At 63.2% G+C, this 15,167-nt stretch carries 12 protein-coding genes and 1 pseudogene; 7 read left to right on the top strand and 6 right to left on the bottom strand.

Annotated elements, in window-relative coordinates:
• Both P9A17_RS26530 and P9A17_RS26525 read right to left on the bottom strand, forming a co-directional pair.
• Nucleotides 1–825, bottom strand: coding sequence for an SDR family NAD(P)-dependent oxidoreductase (locus tag P9A17_RS26530; protein ID WP_278041731.1), 825 nt, complete (start codon nucleotides 823–825; stop codon nucleotides 1–3).
• Between the two features lie 8 nt (nucleotides 826–833).
• The gene (locus P9A17_RS26525) at nucleotides 834–2,000 is read right to left on the bottom strand and encodes a spirocyclase AveC family protein (protein ID WP_278041730.1); all 1,167 of its coding nucleotides are present in this window, start codon (nucleotides 1,998–2,000) and stop codon (nucleotides 834–836) included.
• A 62-nt stretch (nucleotides 2,001–2,062) separates the two neighbouring features.
• Between P9A17_RS26525 and P9A17_RS26520 the strand changes: the two genes are divergently transcribed.
• The 4 genes from P9A17_RS26520 to P9A17_RS26505 are packed head-to-tail and all read left to right on the top strand — an operon-like array spanning nucleotide 2,063 to nucleotide 6,539.
• Nucleotides 2,063–2,665 (top strand): TetR family transcriptional regulator, encoded by a 603-nt coding sequence (locus P9A17_RS26520; protein WP_278041729.1) that lies wholly within the window; start codon nucleotides 2,063–2,065, stop codon nucleotides 2,663–2,665.
• A gap of 46 nt (nucleotides 2,666–2,711) precedes the next feature.
• Complete coding sequence (locus P9A17_RS26515) at nucleotides 2,712–3,932, top strand: cytochrome P450 (RefSeq protein ID WP_278041728.1); 1,221 nt, start codon at nucleotides 2,712–2,714, stop codon at nucleotides 3,930–3,932.
• Nucleotides 3,933–3,979: 47 nt separating this feature from the next.
• The gene (locus tag P9A17_RS26510; RefSeq protein ID WP_278041727.1) at nucleotides 3,980–4,780 is read left to right on the top strand and encodes a CbbQ/NirQ/NorQ/GpvN family protein; all 801 of its coding nucleotides are present in this window, start codon (nucleotides 3,980–3,982) and stop codon (nucleotides 4,778–4,780) included.
• Between the two features lie 43 nt (nucleotides 4,781–4,823).
• Complete coding sequence (locus P9A17_RS26505; protein WP_278041726.1) at nucleotides 4,824–6,539, top strand: VWA domain-containing protein; 1,716 nt, start codon at nucleotides 4,824–4,826, stop codon at nucleotides 6,537–6,539.
• 26 nt (nucleotides 6,540–6,565) lie between these two features.
• On the opposite strand, the gene P9A17_RS26500 is transcribed toward P9A17_RS26505, so the two are convergent.
• Nucleotides 6,566–6,877: an OB-fold domain-containing protein gene (locus P9A17_RS26500; protein WP_347403861.1), complete on the bottom strand. Its 312-nt coding sequence runs from the start codon at nucleotides 6,875–6,877 to the stop codon at nucleotides 6,566–6,568.
• Between the two features lies 1 nt (nucleotide 6,878).
• Here P9A17_RS26500 and P9A17_RS26495 point away from each other — a divergent pair, with 1 nt between their 5' ends.
• The 3 genes and pseudogenes from P9A17_RS26495 (at nucleotide 6,879) to P9A17_RS26485 (ending at nucleotide 10,320) form a co-directional block, all read left to right on the top strand.
• Nucleotides 6,879–8,099: a thiolase family protein gene (locus P9A17_RS26495; RefSeq protein WP_278041724.1), complete on the top strand. Its 1,221-nt coding sequence runs from the start codon at nucleotides 6,879–6,881 to the stop codon at nucleotides 8,097–8,099.
• A gap of 181 nt (nucleotides 8,100–8,280) precedes the next feature.
• Nucleotides 8,281–9,424: pseudogene (locus P9A17_RS26490) on the top strand (IS3 family transposase).
• A gap of 53 nt (nucleotides 9,425–9,477) precedes the next feature.
• Complete coding sequence (locus P9A17_RS26485) at nucleotides 9,478–10,320, top strand: SDR family oxidoreductase (protein WP_278041723.1); 843 nt, start codon at nucleotides 9,478–9,480, stop codon at nucleotides 10,318–10,320.
• A 530-nt stretch (nucleotides 10,321–10,850) separates the two neighbouring features.
• Here P9A17_RS26485 and P9A17_RS26480 read toward each other — a convergent pair.
• The 3 genes from P9A17_RS26480 to P9A17_RS26470 all read right to left on the bottom strand — a co-directional run bounded on the left by P9A17_RS26480 (nucleotide 10,851) and on the right by P9A17_RS26470 (nucleotide 15,159).
• Complete coding sequence (locus P9A17_RS26480; RefSeq protein WP_278041722.1) at nucleotides 10,851–12,362, bottom strand: carboxyl transferase domain-containing protein; 1,512 nt, start codon at nucleotides 12,360–12,362, stop codon at nucleotides 10,851–10,853.
• The gene (locus P9A17_RS26475; protein WP_278041721.1) at nucleotides 12,362–13,576 is read right to left on the bottom strand and encodes a CoA transferase; all 1,215 of its coding nucleotides are present in this window, start codon (nucleotides 13,574–13,576) and stop codon (nucleotides 12,362–12,364) included. Before P9A17_RS26475 ends, P9A17_RS26480 begins: the two co-directional genes overlap by 1 nt.
• A gap of 188 nt (nucleotides 13,577–13,764) precedes the next feature.
• Nucleotides 13,765–15,159 (bottom strand): SLC13 family permease, encoded by a 1,395-nt coding sequence (locus tag P9A17_RS26470; RefSeq protein WP_278041720.1) that lies wholly within the window; start codon nucleotides 15,157–15,159, stop codon nucleotides 13,765–13,767.
• Between the last annotated feature and the right edge of the window lie 8 nt (nucleotides 15,160–15,167).

The following is a 15,167-nucleotide window of genomic DNA, read 5'->3' as shown; positions in this document are numbered from 1 at the left end:
TCACGGTTTGACAACATGTTTGAGCGCAGTGCTGATGACGCCGGCCGGGATGAGTCGCTGTGCGTAGTACGCGCCGATCGCATCGGTGCCAACCGGCTTCAATACCGGCGCTTTGGGCCGCTCGACAAAATCCGCCAACGCTCGCGCGAACTGTTCGGCAGGCTTGGCTTTCGCAACGACCCCCGCTCGACGCTTCGAGAATTTCGCGTACATCGGGCCATACGGACCTTCTGGCGCCGGCACATCGGAGTTCGCCATCATGTCGGTGGCGAACATGCCGGACTCGATCACGTGAGCAGACAGACCGAATTGGTGAATCTCTGTCGCCAGGCCTTCGATCCATCGTTCAAGTCCGGCCTTGCTGGCCCCGTATACGGATGCGAGCGGAAGTCCGATCCTGGCGGCCAGGCTGGCCACCGCAACTATTCTTCCTGTACCGCGTGCGCGCATTGCCGGAAGGAGTAATTCCGTCAGCAGCATCGGCCCCAGAAGGTTCGTTTGCAACGTGCTGACGCGTTCCTCGTGGGGGATGTCCTCAAATGCCGCCGACGGCGCTAGACCGGCGATGTGGATCAGCGCGTCGGGTACCCTTTCGGTGCACAGTCCGCCGACAGCACGGATCGATGCGTCACTGTCAAGATCCAGCCGTACGAGTTCGAGGTCGCCACGGAGTCCGGACACCTGGCCGACGAGGTCGGGTCCGTCCCTATCAGGGGAACGCATCGCGCCGAGGACATGCCAACCGCGGCCGATGAGCTCGACTACCGAAGCTCGCCCCAATCCCCTTGACGCACCTGTGACGAGAGCCGTGCGAGGAGATCGCATTGCACGGCTCACGACGGCCTACATGCGTTAGGAAGAGGTTCGCCCACAGGCGGGCTCACCTCACGCCCGTTGGGTTGACCCGACGGCCAGTGCGCCCAGATGCCCTCAAAGAAGGGTCCCTGTTCGCCAGCCTTCTCATAGTGACCCTGAGGGTCGTAGACCATTACCGCACACCACCGCCACGGCCGCGCCACCTCGGTGGACAGATCGAAATAACGAATGACGAAAAATGGTGCCAGATAGGCGAAATAGCCAATGTTCATGAACAGGATCATCACGGCGAGCACACCGGCCCTACCCGTCTTGCGAGTGATCGCGAACTTATTGGCGAAGCGTTCGGCGCCGGTCAGGCCCGTGTCGTTACGCCACCAGAGCAGACTCACTGCGATGAACGGCAAGGTGGTGGAAAGCGACTCCAGTAGCAGCGGGAACTGGTGGGCCTCTCCGACGAAAATCGAACCAAACTTCGGCACTTGAGAATACCCGTACAGACCAGTTCGTACGAAGAAAGTCTCGATGACTGCATCGATGATGAACCCGACGATCACGGTAATGATCGTTAGCGAGATCAAGGGGTGGCGGTGGATGAACGCCCCCGAGCTGAAGCGAGGTCCGATGACCCGTTTGAGGAGAAGGATCGACAGGGCAGACGGTCCGATGTAGAACGCGTAGTAGCCGATGAAGTTGAAAACCGGTTCGACGGTGGGGGATACCGATGCCCACCACCAGGTTTCCGGCCAGTGCAGCAGGCGTGAGTCATACGTCGCGTAGGGCCCCCAGTTGCCCCACGGGTCGAGCCACACCAACGAGTTGCCTGCGATGAAGAACAGCAAGCCGATAGTTATCCGGCCCGCTTTGATCGATTGCAGCACAAGGACAATCAAGCCCCCCACGAACATGACCACGGCGCCGACCTCGAAAATGTAGGGCCATGTGGTCCAGCCAAAAAGTGGTTCGGCCGACATCAAGGTCTGATCGTCGACACCGGGACGGGCGATGCGCGCACCCGGTTCCCGGGTGGCGAAGCTCAGCATCCAGCCGAAAAGGGTCGTGAGGATGACCACCGTTACCACGAGGGCTGTGGCGTTCGGGCGGGTCATCGGCTGTTGGGTGTGGGCACTCGAATTCAGAGTCAACAGTGTGCCGGCGCTTACCGGTGGCTTGGTGGTGGTCATAGGCCATCCTTTATGGACTGGGCTTCACATACTGCCAGTAGGTGAGTTAACATACCGCTACCATGTCGAGAAGTCGAGTACGGGAAAATCAAGCCGCAACCACCCGGGCGGCAATACTGGACGGTTCGCGGAGACTCTTTGTCGATCGCGGATACTTCAACACCAGCATCGAGGACATCGTCGCCGAGTCCGGCGTCGGAACCCGGGGCGCGCTCTATCACCACTTCTCCAGCAAGACAGATCTTTTCGAAGAGGTTTACTGCGAAGTGGTCGCAGAGTTCATGGCGATGTCCGACGCACTGATCGACGACCGCGGAGACCACCTAGATCGATTACGGCACGGCCTGCTCGGCTTCCTCGCCGGCGCCGCGAATGTCGCTGCGGTGCAACGTATTATCCTGATCGACGGACCAGCGGTGCTCGGCGCAGACCGTTGGCGCGCGCTGCAGTCGCGCCGCGGCGTCGACGCCATCTCCGACCAGCTTGCACTGGCCATCTCGGATGGAGCGGTCGCAGCCCAGGACGTCGACGTATTGGCACAGTTACTCCTCGCCGTCATCGACGAGGCGGCGATGTTGATCGCCAAGAGTGATGACCCGGTGGCAGCACGCGAAAACGTCAGCGCCGTGGTCAACAGCCTGATTTCCGGGCTACGCGTTCGCTGAACCGCGCCCCGCGCACCACGGTCTCTCATTCACTATGGAGGAAAGCATGTCCCACGTTGACGGCGATAGCCTGGAGACGATGTCGTTCGACGATGCGGTGTCTGGCGATGTTCGAGACCCCTACACCGAACTCGCCGCGCAACGACAAGCGAACCCTATCCAGCGGATCGACATGCCAGGGCTGACCATCGACGAGTCGGCGCCCATGTTCATGGTCTACCGGCATGAGGAGATTGCACAGATGCTCCGTGACGGGGAGACATTCTCGTCTGCCGGCGTCATCGCCGCATTCGGCGAAGTTCTCGGTCAACGCGTGATGCTAGGCATGGATGAGCCCTACCACGGCCGACTCCGTTCACTCGTGTCGAAAGCGTTCTCCCAGAAAGCTTTGAAGCGGTGGGAAGACGAATTGGTGACATCGATCGCCAACGACCTCATCGACCGCTTCGTTGATCGGGGACGCGCAGACCTGGTCAAGGAGTTCACCTTCGATTATCCGACCAGGATCATCTCCGGACTGCTCGGCCTTCCGGAGGCGGACTTTCTGCAGTTCCAACGCTGGTCGATCGATGTCCTGAGTTTTATGGTGGCACCCGATCGTGGCCGGACCGCGGCGGCCGCGCTGACCGAGTACGCTGGTCCGATCCTGGCTGCACGGCGAGCCGATCCACGGGACGACCTCATGAGTAGCCTCGCAGCCGCCGAGATCGATGGCGAGCGACTGACCGACGACGAGATCTTCTCGTTCATGCGGTTGCTGCTGCCTGCGGGCATCGAAACCACCTACCGGGCATTAGGAAACATGCTTTTCGGTCTGCTGTCCAACCCCGATCAGCTGGCGGCGCTCAGGTCGGATCGTACCCTCATGCCGCAGGCCATCGAAGAGGCAGTCCGCTGGGAGGCGCCCCTCTTAGCGATCACCCGGGTGGCGACACGCGACACCACGTTAGGCGGTGTGCCCATTCCCCAAGGCGCCCAACTAATGCCTATGTTGGGCGCAGCCAACCGCCAAGAGGACCGGCACGAACGACCGGACACCTTCGACATCTTGCGCCAGGCGCGTGCTCACATCGGATTCGGGTCGGGCCCACACGTATGTCTCGGTATGCATCTCGCCCGCTTGGAGATGCGGACGGCGGTAAACCTACTGATGGACCGCCTGCCGAACCTGCGGCTGGATCCCGACGGCGACGACCCTCATATACGGGGCCAAATTTTCCGGTCACCGACATCTCTTCCCGTGCTGTTCGATGCCGCCAGAGGGTAGGGACGATAATGAGTTCCCATGCAGCGCTTCGTGATTCGTCAGATCGCATGGCCGACGGTAATACCAGTGTGCCCTACTACCATCCTGTCGGCTTCGAGCGAGACATCTTCCTCGCCGCCCATTCGGCTCATCGCCCAATTCTGATCAAGGGACCGACCGGCTGCGGCAAGACGCGGTTTGTTGAAGCGATGGCCGCTGAACTCGGCATCGGGGTACACACCGTGGCGTGCCACGAGGATTTGACTGCCGCTGATCTGGTCGGACGCCATCTTCTGCAGGGTGCCGAAACGGTCTGGGTGGATGGCCCTTTGACCAGGGCGGTGCGCAGCGGCGGAATCGCCTACCTAGATGAGATCGTGGAAGCCAGACAGGACGTGACAGTAGTTGTCCACCCACTCACCGACTATCGGCGAATCCTGCCGATTGACAGGCTCGGTGAACAGCTGCGCGCGCCTGATGATTTCACGCTGGTGGTGTCCTATAACCCCGGCTATCAGAACGCGATCAAAGATCTGAAAGATTCGACGCGACAGCGGATGGTGGCGATCAGTCTTGACTTTCCCCCTCCAGAGATCGAGGCGGAGATCCTTCGACAGGAGACAGGCCTCAACAACACTCTGATCGAGCATCTGGTCGCCCTAGCGCAGGCGATACGCTCGATTGAGGTGCCAGGGTTGCGGGAAGTCGCATCCACACGGACGCTGGTGTCGGCGGCGACGCTCATCGTCGCCGGTCTCGATCCCGAGATCGCTTGCCGCGCCGCCATCGCCGAACCGCTCACCGACGACGCAACCTTGACCAACGGTCTGGTGGAGCTGGTCAACAGCTTCGTCGGCCGGCATCGTTGATCGACACATGCGCCCATCGGCAGACGCGCAAACACTGGCGGCGATGCTGCCGTTACGACGGCAACCTGCAAGGGACGAACCGATCCAGCAGAACCTGCGGGAATTCGAAATTCTCGCCGCCGTCGCCGCGGGACACTGGCTTGAGATTGGTGAGTCGACAGGACACAGCCACGCGACCTCCACCGAGATCTTAGTAGCCCTCGACACCGAACCAGAGCGGGTGCGCGATGTCGTCCTTGTACAAGCGGCGCTTTCAGGTGCGGGCGCTCTTCACGCGGCTTGGGCGGCCGGTCTGCGCGACCATGGACGTCGCAGTCGTGTTGCGGAACGCTTTTTGACGCTGGAGGTGCCGCGCGCCTTGCGGGCTCGCGCTGAATGCCTACCTGAGCTCGCCGAGCTTGCGGCCACCTTGGGCCCCGAATGGCCAACCTCATCGAGTGCGGACGAGTCGCTGCGCCGCGCGTCCCAGCGAGAAGCTCTGCCCGATCCTCCCGCCTGGTTCGGCCGGCTGGCGCCCGACCTCCCCGCACGCGAGATCGCGGAGACACCGCACCGAGATATTCATGCCAGCGAGATCGACGACGGACCCAATCCGGTTGACGCGGAGGTGAATCCGCACGCCGCTGAACTGGCCAAAGTTCTGGCCGATCTTGCCATTGAGATCGACGACAACTGGTTGCTGCGCAAGCTCAGACGATCACGGCGTGGATCCGCCGGCTCGACGGCATCTGAGGCAGCACCCAAAGCCCGATCCCGGGTCCGCAGGCGGGGTGGCGAGGCCGGCGCGCTGCTGTGGACGCGCGCGTCCACAGGCCCGGAACGCACCCCCATGAGAGCGCTGACGTCGCGACGGGGGCGGGAAAACGCGCGACAATATCCCGAGTTCGACATCGATCGGATGGCGATGCGTGCCGACCATTGCACCGTCTACGACATCGACGCAACCGAACAACAGACCGGCGCCGCATTGCCGCAGCTTGCGGACCCACAACTACGACGAAGACTAGCGTCGGTCATTCTTACCCCGGCACCGAGCCGGCGGCACAGCGACGGTGACGAACTGGACCTCGACGCCGCAGTGGACGCAAGAGCAACGTGGGCGGCGACAGGTCAAGCCGAGGACCGGGTGTGGCTGGCACCACGTCCCCGACGTCCGGACCTCGCCGTAATGGTCCTGTTGGACCTGTCGGGTTCTGTCTCGTCGACATCGGCAGGGGTGTCCACGCATCGGCGGCAGATCGAGTTAGCAGAGATCATCACCGACGCGCTGGGCGGCGTGGGTGCGCGAGTTGCTCTCCACGGATTCAGATCTCAAGACCGCCGCAACGTCGAGATGGTTCGGATCGTCCCGTTCGGGACCCCCTGGGACGCACGAGCGCGAAGCCGCCTCCACGCGTGTCAACCGTGCGGCTTCACCCGCCTGGGCGCGGCCATCAGACGCGCCGCAGACACCATTGACGACGACCAGGGAGCAAATCGTCGACTCCTTCTCGTGATATCAGACGGCGTCGCCTACGACTCCGGGTACGAAGGTGGCTACGCTGAGGCCGACAGCCGGCAGGCGTTACGCGAGGCGAACTCACGCGGCATCGGAACACTCTGCGTCACTGTAGGCGCCGACACCACCGAGGCAGCGCTCGGCCGGGTGTTCGGCACTGCACCGCGGGTACGTGCACGCGTTGCCGATGACCTCCGCGGTCCGCTTGCCGCGATGATGCGGACGGCCTTGCAAACCACACACGCACGACGGGGTGGTTGACGTGCTCGACGGGGTGGTTGACGTGCTCAGCGGGCGTTGAACACCCAGCCGTCCGCTTCGCCGCCGGCGGTCTGTACCGAAAGGCCGATATGAACGGACTCGGGATCGCAATCGATCCTGGCTGCCACGCGCAGGCCGTCCTGTTCCTGCAGTTCGACTATGGCAATGACATAGGGGGTAGGAATCTCAGGGTTGAAGGAGTGGTGATTGACGGTGTAGGAGAACACCTTTCCACGCCCCGAACCTTCCCGACGATCCAGCTTCCCGCCGCACTCAGGGCAGTCAGGTTGCGGTTGGGTGACCCAGAATGAACATTCGGCACAACGAGAAAGCACCACGGTGACAAACCTACTCCGAACATCGGCGTTCGAAAAGGACGCGATCATCAGCGGCGTCGGATTGTCGAAGGTGGGCCGCCGCACGGGAATACCCAGCCTGGCTCTGACCGCCGATGCCGCGCGCCAGGCGATTGACGACGCCGGACTAGAGCCCTCCGACATCGACGGCGTGGCCACACTTGGGGACACTTCGGCCCTAGAGGCGATGACCCACTTAGGTATTGCGGGCGGCGACTACAGCGACGAGTTCCTCACAGGTGGCGTCATCAACCCGGTGATGTCGGCCCTCTCGGCGGTCGGCTGCGGCAAGGCCCGACACATCCTGGTGTACCGGACGGTGCAGATGCTCGGCGGCGCAATGACCGGCGGCGCTCCGAGCGCACCGAAGCCGACAGTTCTCAAATCCCCACCCATCGAGCCGCGAACGCCGGGATCGCGCCGCCAGATCGGTGCCAACGACGATATCGACGAATTACTCTCCGCGCGAGCCTATTCCGCCGCCAACTGGGTCGCTCTGCATTGTCAACGGCATATGCACGAATACGGCACGACCAAAGAACACCTCGGCTGGCTTGCCATCGGCACCCGGCGCCATGCGGGACGGAATCCGGCGGCGCTCTATCAACAACCGATGACAATGGACGACTACCTGAACGCCCGCCCGATATCAACGCCCTTCGGGCTGTTCGACTGCGATGTACCGGTGGACGGATCTGTCGCCCTTGTAGTTTCACACCGCAGCCATGCAGCGGAATGCCCCCACCCCGCGGTCGCGGTCGAAGCGGTAGGCGGATCCTACGGCTCTGGAGGCTGGATACACCGAACCGACTATCCCCGAATGGCTTCCACGGATGCGGCAGAACAGATGTGGTCGAGGACAGACCTAAAGCCAGCAGACGTTCAGGTGGCAGAACTCTACGACGGTTTCACGTTTCTGGTGCTAGCTTGGCTAGAGGCGCTCGGATTCTGCGGCGAGGGCGAATCAGGTCCTTATGTTGAGGGAGCACAGCGGATTTCCCTGGACGGAATGTTGCCGTTGAACACCTACGGGGGCCAATTGTCGGCCGGAAGAATGCACGGCTACTGGCTCATCCACGAGGCCATCCTGCAGTTGCGTGGCGAGGCCGGCGATCGTCAGGTGTCGCCGCGACCACAGGTCGGGGTGGCCGCCGCTGGTGGCGGACCCATCGCAGGGTGCTTGTTGCTCACCTGCCGTCGGTGATGCGGTCGACACGGGCAGGGCACGTCCTTCGCGCGGACCCTGCCAACGAAAACGCCGCAACCGGGCAAGTGGGCCCCGGTGGTCAATGGTCGGACGTATCTGGCCTGACCCCGATGGGTTGCTCCATGGCCTATGAGAGTCTTGCGGTCCACGTTGTGGGCCAGGAAGGCTCGACAAGATCATGGCAACGAGGAAACGACACAGTCCCGAGCAGATCGTGCGCAAGTTGATGGCTGCGGACCGGCTGTTGGCCGAGGGCAGGGACACCGCGGCGGTGTGCCGTGAACTGGGGGTGTCCGAGGCCACCTATCACCGGTGGCGCAACCAGTTCGGCGGGCTGAAAGCCGAGGACGCCAAACGCCTCAAAGACCTCGAACGCGAAAATTCCACCCTCAAGCGCCTGTTGGCCAATGCCGAGTTGGAGAAGGACGCGCTGCAGGAGATCGCGCGGGGAAACTTCTAGGCCCGGAGCGCCGGCGGGCAGCCGTTCGTCATCTCCAGCGCGCGCTGGGGGTCAGCGAGCGGTTCGCCTGCCGCGTCGCCGGGCAGCACATCGCGCAACCCAACGTCACAAACCGATCGCGGGCACGCCGGACGACCCGGACGCGGCGCTGCGGGAGTGGCTGCGGACCTACGCCAAGAAGCATCCGCGTCGCGGGTTCCGGCCCGCTTACCACGATGCCCGCGGCGATGGCTGAGTCGTGAATCACAAGAAGATCTAACGGCTTTGGCGTGAAGACGGGCTGCGGGTCCCGCAGCGGCGAAAGCGGAAACGGCACGGCACCTCCACCGCCCCGCCGACGGTCATCGCTGATGCGCCCGACAGGGTATGGGCGGTGGATTTTCAGTTCGACGTGAGCACCGACGGGCGGCCGATCAAGATCGTCTCGATCATCGAGCACACCCGCGAATGCCTCGGCGGCATGGTCGAGCGCAGCATCACCGGCGATCACCTGATCGATGAACTCGACCGAGTGGCCGCCGCGCGCGGCACCTATTCTGCGGTCCTGAGATGCGATAACGGACCCGAATTGGCCTGCGGTGCCATGGCCGACTGGGCAGACGGCAAGGTCGGGCTGCATTTCATCCCACCAGGCGAGCCGTGGCGCAACGGCTACGTCGAGTCATTCAACTCCCGCATCCGTGACGAATGCCTCAACATCAACAGCTTCTGGTCCCTAGCCCAGGCCCGCGTCGTCATCGGCGACTGGAAACACGAGTACAACCATCACCGGCGGCACTCCTCATTGGGCTACCAATCGCCAGCTCATTATGCTTCGATCTGCACGCACCGGGTGACCCCGTCAACCGCCCACCTCGGGTGACCAAGAATGACGTCCCGTCCCCGCGGCCTGTCAGCGAGGAGTAGTGACTAGCGATGTCGAAGGTGGCGGTGGTGACCGGCGGCGCTGGAGGAATGGGGCTGGCCGCCGCGCGCGTCCTTGGCCGCGACACAGCCGTACTGATCAGCGACGTCCATCCCGATCGCCTGCAGGCCGCGCAGCGCGAACTCAGTGAGGCCGGTGTCAAATGCACCGCCACCATCTGCGACATCACCAACCGCGAATCCGTTGCCGAACTCGTCGAGCAAGCCCAAGCGCTGGGGACCGTGACATCGGTCGTCCACACCGCCGGGGTCAGCCCCAGCATGTGCTCGGCCGAGCTCATCGTGAGGATCAACGCCGTCGGCACCATCTTGATCAACCAGGCCTTCCTTCCGGTTGCTCACCCCGGGATGGGCGTAGTCAACGTGGCATCGGTCGCCGGACACCAACTCCCGGCTTTGCTGGCCCCCGTCCGCAGCTATAAGCGGTCATCTACTGACCCCGACCGCCTGCTCACCGAGCTGGTCAGGGTGTGCAACCTGTTCCCCCAAGCGCGGCGACCGCAACTGGCCTACGTGCTGAGCAAGAACTTCGTGATCTGGTACACCAAGGTGATAGCCGCCAAATTTGGGGCCAGGGGCGCACGGGTGCTTTCGGTGTCCCCGGGATCGTTCGACACCACCATGGGCCAGCTCGAGGACAGTGTCGGTGCGGGCGCGCTGGCTCAGCTGGGTGCTCTCAAACGCTTCGGTCATCCCCATGAGATCGCCGAGCTGCTCGCGTTCTGCGCCAGCGACAAACCCGGATACCTCACCGGTACCGACATCATCTGCGACGGCGGCGTCATGGCCGCCATGACCCTCACCGACACACTCAAACTGGCACGCTCGCAATAGGTTACGACACCGCACTCGGGCACGACGAGACCCACTCGAAGTGGCAGATGCTCACGGCGACGCGCCGACAAGCACCCGTCGCCGTCAACCGACGCGTCCCGGCACTACACTCACCGGACCATCTCACCCCAGCGGCTCTCATCTGGACTGGACCAATCAACGGGGTCCGGCCAGTCAGGATGGCGCGAGAACAGCTCCATGGCAGAGCCGACAAGCTTAGTCACCGTTTCCGCCCCGGCGCCCCCCCAGAAGAGTGCAAAAGCCTGCGATCACGTTGTCGCTCAACGTCGTTGCCATACCGATGTCGCGCTAGCGTTCGCAACCCATCAGGTGTCGAGCGCTCGATGGTGCGGTCACTGGTCACCTCACCGCTCCGGTATCGACGTCCTGAAGGACCACCGGCCGATAGTCGGCGCAAAGGCTGGACGTATGTCGTCTCCGCTGAGCGATTCCGGGAGAATAAGGGCGTGTTGGGACGATGGCCGCGTACGTGCATGACGGTCGTGTCGCTCTCCTTCGGTCGCGCTGGATCAGCCGACGCGAGCGAGTAAAGGACCAGCTTTGCCAAGCCGTTCGAAGCGGCGGGCGCGCTCGGTTCGTCGTTGACTGTCATCAGCTGCGGTGAGTGTGGCGAGTTCATGTCGAAGTGCGGTGCCGACCCGAGCGCAAAATTGTTCGGGTTCTGTTGCAGCATCTGGGTATTCAGGGATGACATGGTCGATGATGCCAGCATCGAGAAGGTCAGACGAGCGAACCCCCTGTTGGGCTGCCATCTCGGCAGCCTTGCTGGTGTCGTGGTGAAGGATGGCGCTGGCGCCCTCGGGCGGCAGTGGCGAGAGCCACCCATGCTGTGCGGCGAGCACACGGTCGGCGGGTACGAGCGCCAATGCTCCACCGCCGGTGCCCTGACCCAGCAGCACCGACACGGTAGGTACTTCTAGCGCAATCATTTCGGCGATGCATCGCGCGATTTCGCCTGCGAGACCGCCCTCCTCTGCTTCCCGCGAGAGCGCGGCGCCCGCGGTGTCGATGACGGTGACGAGGGGGATTCCCAACTCAGCAGCCAGCCGCATACCGCGGCGTGCCTGACGCAACGCACCAGGGCCGAGCGGCTCTTCCGCAGTCTGCCCGATCCGATCCTGGCCAAGGAGTACGCAGGGCCATTCACCAAACTTTGTCAGCGCGAGGAGCAGGCCTGGTTCATTCTCACCTTGGCCGGTTCCGTTGAGCGGAAGCACATCCGCCGCTGCATGCCGAAGAAGGTCACGGACACCCGGCCGATCGGAACGGCGCGTTGCCGTCACTGATTGCCATGCAGGTACGTCGACCGCTGCCGCCCACGGCGGTGCCGGCGGGCGCGAGGAGCCGTCAGGGTGTGCAACGATATTCAGCGCCCGATCGACCATGTCGCCCAGCTCGTCAATGGCTACAACGGCATCGATGAGGCCACAGGAGAACAGATTCTCCGAGGTTTGAACACCGACAGGGAAATGGCTGCCATACAGCGCCTCGTAGACGCGCGGTCCCAGGAAACCCACCAGCGCACCGGGTTCGGCGAGGGTCACGTGGCCTAGCGACCCCCACGAGGCGAAGACGCCGCCCGTGGTGGGATCGCGGAGGTAAACCAGGTAGGGCAGATGCGCTGCTTTGTGGTCCACCACCGCGGCCGTGATTTTGACCATTTGCAGGAACGCCGTGGCGCCTTCCTGCATGCGTGTACCGCCCGAGGTGGGCAGGGCGATGATGGGCAACCGTTCAGCGGTGGCGCGCCTTATCGCCGTTGTCAGCCGTTCGCCTGCCGCGACACCGATCGATCCTCCTAGGAAACCGAAGTCGCACAACAGCATTGCAATACGGCGGCCACGGATCGTCGCCTGCCCCGTCAGGACCGCCTCGTCCAGCCCGGTCTTGGCGCGGGCGCGTGCGAGCTCCGCAGCGTAACCGGGACCGAGCGGTGGATCGACCGCGGGCACATCCCACGACCGCCAGGAGTCCGCATCGACGAGCGTCTCGATGAGTCGATTGGCGCTTGCTCTCGTCATCACGCCCTCACCTGCAGCGAGTCGAGCAGGTAGTTGTCGGCTCCGAGCACTGGAGGTGCGGTGTGTTCGCGGCGGGTGCGCTCGGCTCCGTCGGGGCCGAAGAATCGCAGTGGGGGACCGGGTAGCTCGATATTGCCTAGGGTCGCGTGCTCGACGCCGATGACGAGGCCCTGCGATCGCGTCTGATCCCATTCGTACACTTCGCGTATCGAGCGAATTCGGCCGGCGGGAACGCCAATTCGGTCAAGCTTTTCGAGCAGTTCGTCCGTCGGGTAGAGCGAGAAGACACTCTGGACAAGCTCATTGACGCGCTTCTGATTCGCGACCCGATCGGGGTTGGACTCCATGCCCGGCATTGCCGAGTCAAGGTCGAAGCCCTCGCAGAAACGGTGCCACAACCCCTCGCTGCCTACCGCAATCTGAACGGACCCGTCCGCCGTATCGAATAAGCCGTATGGGGTGATGGAGGGGTGGTGATTGCCCGTGGCTTCGCCGACTTTGCCCGCTACCGTCCACTTCGTGCCCTGGAAGGCATGCACGCCGACTACTGCGGCAAGGAGCGATGATCTAACGACCTGACCGCGGCCGGTGCGTTCGCGTTCCTGGAGCGCGGCGACGACTCCGAAAGCGCCGTACATTCCTGCGAGGAGGTCGGCGATGGGAACGCCCACGCGCTGAAGGTCATTCGGCCCAGAACCGGTGACGGACATCAGTCCCGCCTCGCCCTGAGCGATCTGGTCGTAACCGGCCCGTCCCGCTTCTGGTCCGTCGTGGCCGAACCCGCTGATCGATAAAACCACCAACCGCGGGTTGAGTTCCTGGAGCCGAGCCTGTGAAAAGCCGAGGCGATCAAGCACACCGGGGCGAAAGTTCTCCATCAGCACGTCAGCGCGAGTCAGTAACGCCGCGAGCGCCCGCTTGTCCTTTTCTGCCTTCAGGTCGAGCGTCACGGACTTCTTGTTGCGATTAGCGCAGAGGAAGTAGGTCGACTCGCGGTCGGCCGCTTCGGGCTGGACGAATGGCGGGCCCCAGCCTCGGGTGTCGTCGCCGCCCTGCGGGTTCTCGACCTTGATCACCTCGGCTCCGAGGTCACCCAGCATCATCGCGGCGTGCGGTCCTGCCAACGCGCGGGTCAGGTCAACGACCAGAAGGCCATGCAGCGGGCCCGAGATGTCGCTTTCAGGCGCCGTCTCGGGGGAGCGGGTAGAGGTCATCAGCCTGCCTTCGGGCCTAGTGGAGTGGTGTCCTAGTGGACTAGCCAATTAAGGAAAACAGCTCTGACCAGCAATGTCAACCGGCAGCGCAGAGTTGATGGATGTGAACTATGGCACCTTTGGAGTGCCGCGGACACGCAAACGGCACCCAGGGACCCGAGGACCGTGGGCGCCGTTCGTCGCGATTTCTAGAGCCAGCCAGGCACCACGAGAACGGCCCAGGCGATGAGTGGTCCAATGGCCACGACGATGGCGCTGTACTTGAGAATCTGTTTGTAGAACCTGTCTCTGTCGACGCCCTGGGCGTTGGCAAGCACCAGTGCGCCGTTGGTGGAGAAGGGGCTGACGTCGACGATCGTCGACGCAATCGCCAGTGCGACAATGACTCCCACCGGGCCGATCTCACCGGCCAGCAGGAGTGGCACGGCAAGGGGAATTGTCGCTCCGAGAATTGCGACCGATGATGCGAAGGCTGACACGATCGCTCCCAGGTAGCAGAGCAAGAGTGCAACCAGTAGGGGCATGCCGATGCTCGCGACGCCGTTGCCGACCCATTCGACACTGCCGGCTTCCTGGAGCACGCCGACAAAGGTGAGCACGCCGCCGATTAGCAAGACGGTCGACCAACTGATCTGCGAGACAGCGCCTTTCTGGGCCTTCGGTGAGGCCAGAGCAAGCACCGCAGCGACGGTCATCGACACGAAGCCGATGTCGAGATCCAGGATGAGTGAGAACAACGCCAGTGCGCCGAGCCCGACGAGCGTAAGGATCTGGTTGAACGAAACTGAGTGTCGGGGAAGCGAACTCGTTGGTGTGTTCGGTGGCGCCGTCAGTGTGGCGGCGGAGGCATTGGTGCCGTGGCCGGAGAGAACCGGCGTGCCGGTAGGTGCGTGCGAGGCCTTCGGGGCCGGGCCGGCGCCAACTGTGTCGTCGTCGTCCGCGTGCACGTCGTCCGCATGCACATCGTCGATCGTGCGCCCGATGAGCTTTCGGCCGCCGAGGAAGATGAAGAGCAACAGCCCGATACCGGCATTGAAGAACAGGCTGCCGAGAAACAACGTGAGCGGACTGCTCGCCAGGCCTGCCTTTGCGGCGATGTTGTTGACCGTGACACCGTAGATGCTGATGGGGGAGAAGCCGCCAGCCTGTGCGCCGTGGATCACCATCATGCCCATCAGAAGGGCGTTGATCTTGTATTGCCGCGCAAATGTCAGAGCAATGGGAGCGATGATGGCGACCGCAGCTGGCCCGAGTGCACCGAGCGCGGTCAGGACTGCGGTGATGCCGAACATGACCCAAGGGATGAAAGCCACGCGTCCGCGGACGAGATGGAGCGCCCCGCGAACCATCAAGTCGACCGTCCCGTTGTTCTGGGCGATGGCAAAGAGGTAGGTCACGCCGACGAGCGTCAGAAACAGGTCGCTCGGAAATCCGGCGATGATGTCGTCGGTGTTCATGCCAACCGCGAGAGTTCCGACAAGGAACGCGGCGACGAAGCCCAGTGTCCCCATGTTGATCGGCAAGAGAGTTGCGGCCAGGAACATCGCGATGAGAGCGAGGATCGGGATTAGTTCGAGCGGCATGAGTGGCT

Origin of the sequence: Mycobacterium sp. 236(2023) (genome assembly GCF_029623955.1) — a bacterium.
GTDB lineage: Bacteria > Actinomycetota > Actinomycetes > Mycobacteriales > Mycobacteriaceae > Mycobacterium.
The sequence above is the reverse complement of the archived record's forward strand: the minus strand, read 5'-3'. Positions and strand labels throughout refer to the sequence as shown.

Bases quoted from the DNA above. Each gene is read 5' to 3' on its own strand.
- P9A17_RS26530 (WP_278041731.1), bottom strand. From the start codon at position 825: ATGCGATCTCCTCGCACGGCTCTCGTCACAGGTGCGTCAAGGGGATTG.
- P9A17_RS26525 (WP_278041730.1), bottom strand. From the start codon at position 2,000: ATGACCACCACCAAGCCACCGGTAAGCGCCGGCACACTGTTGACTCTG.
- P9A17_RS26520 (WP_278041729.1), top strand. From the start codon at position 2,063: ATGTCGAGAAGTCGAGTACGGGAAAATCAAGCCGCAACCACCCGGGCG.
- P9A17_RS26515 (WP_278041728.1), top strand. From the start codon at position 2,712: ATGTCCCACGTTGACGGCGATAGCCTGGAGACGATGTCGTTCGACGAT.
- P9A17_RS26510 (WP_278041727.1), top strand. From the start codon at position 3,980: ATGGCCGACGGTAATACCAGTGTGCCCTACTACCATCCTGTCGGCTTC.
- P9A17_RS26505 (WP_278041726.1), top strand. From the start codon at position 4,824: ATGCTGCCGTTACGACGGCAACCTGCAAGGGACGAACCGATCCAGCAG.
- P9A17_RS26485 (WP_278041723.1), top strand. From the start codon at position 9,478: ATGTCGAAGGTGGCGGTGGTGACCGGCGGCGCTGGAGGAATGGGGCTG.
- P9A17_RS26480 (WP_278041722.1), bottom strand. From the start codon at position 12,362: ATGACGAGAGCAAGCGCCAATCGACTCATCGAGACGCTCGTCGATGCG.
- P9A17_RS26475 (WP_278041721.1), bottom strand. From the start codon at position 13,576: ATGACCTCTACCCGCTCCCCCGAGACGGCGCCTGAAAGCGACATCTCG.
- P9A17_RS26470 (WP_278041720.1), bottom strand. From the start codon at position 15,159: ATGCCGCTCGAACTAATCCCGATCCTCGCTCTCATCGCGATGTTCCTG.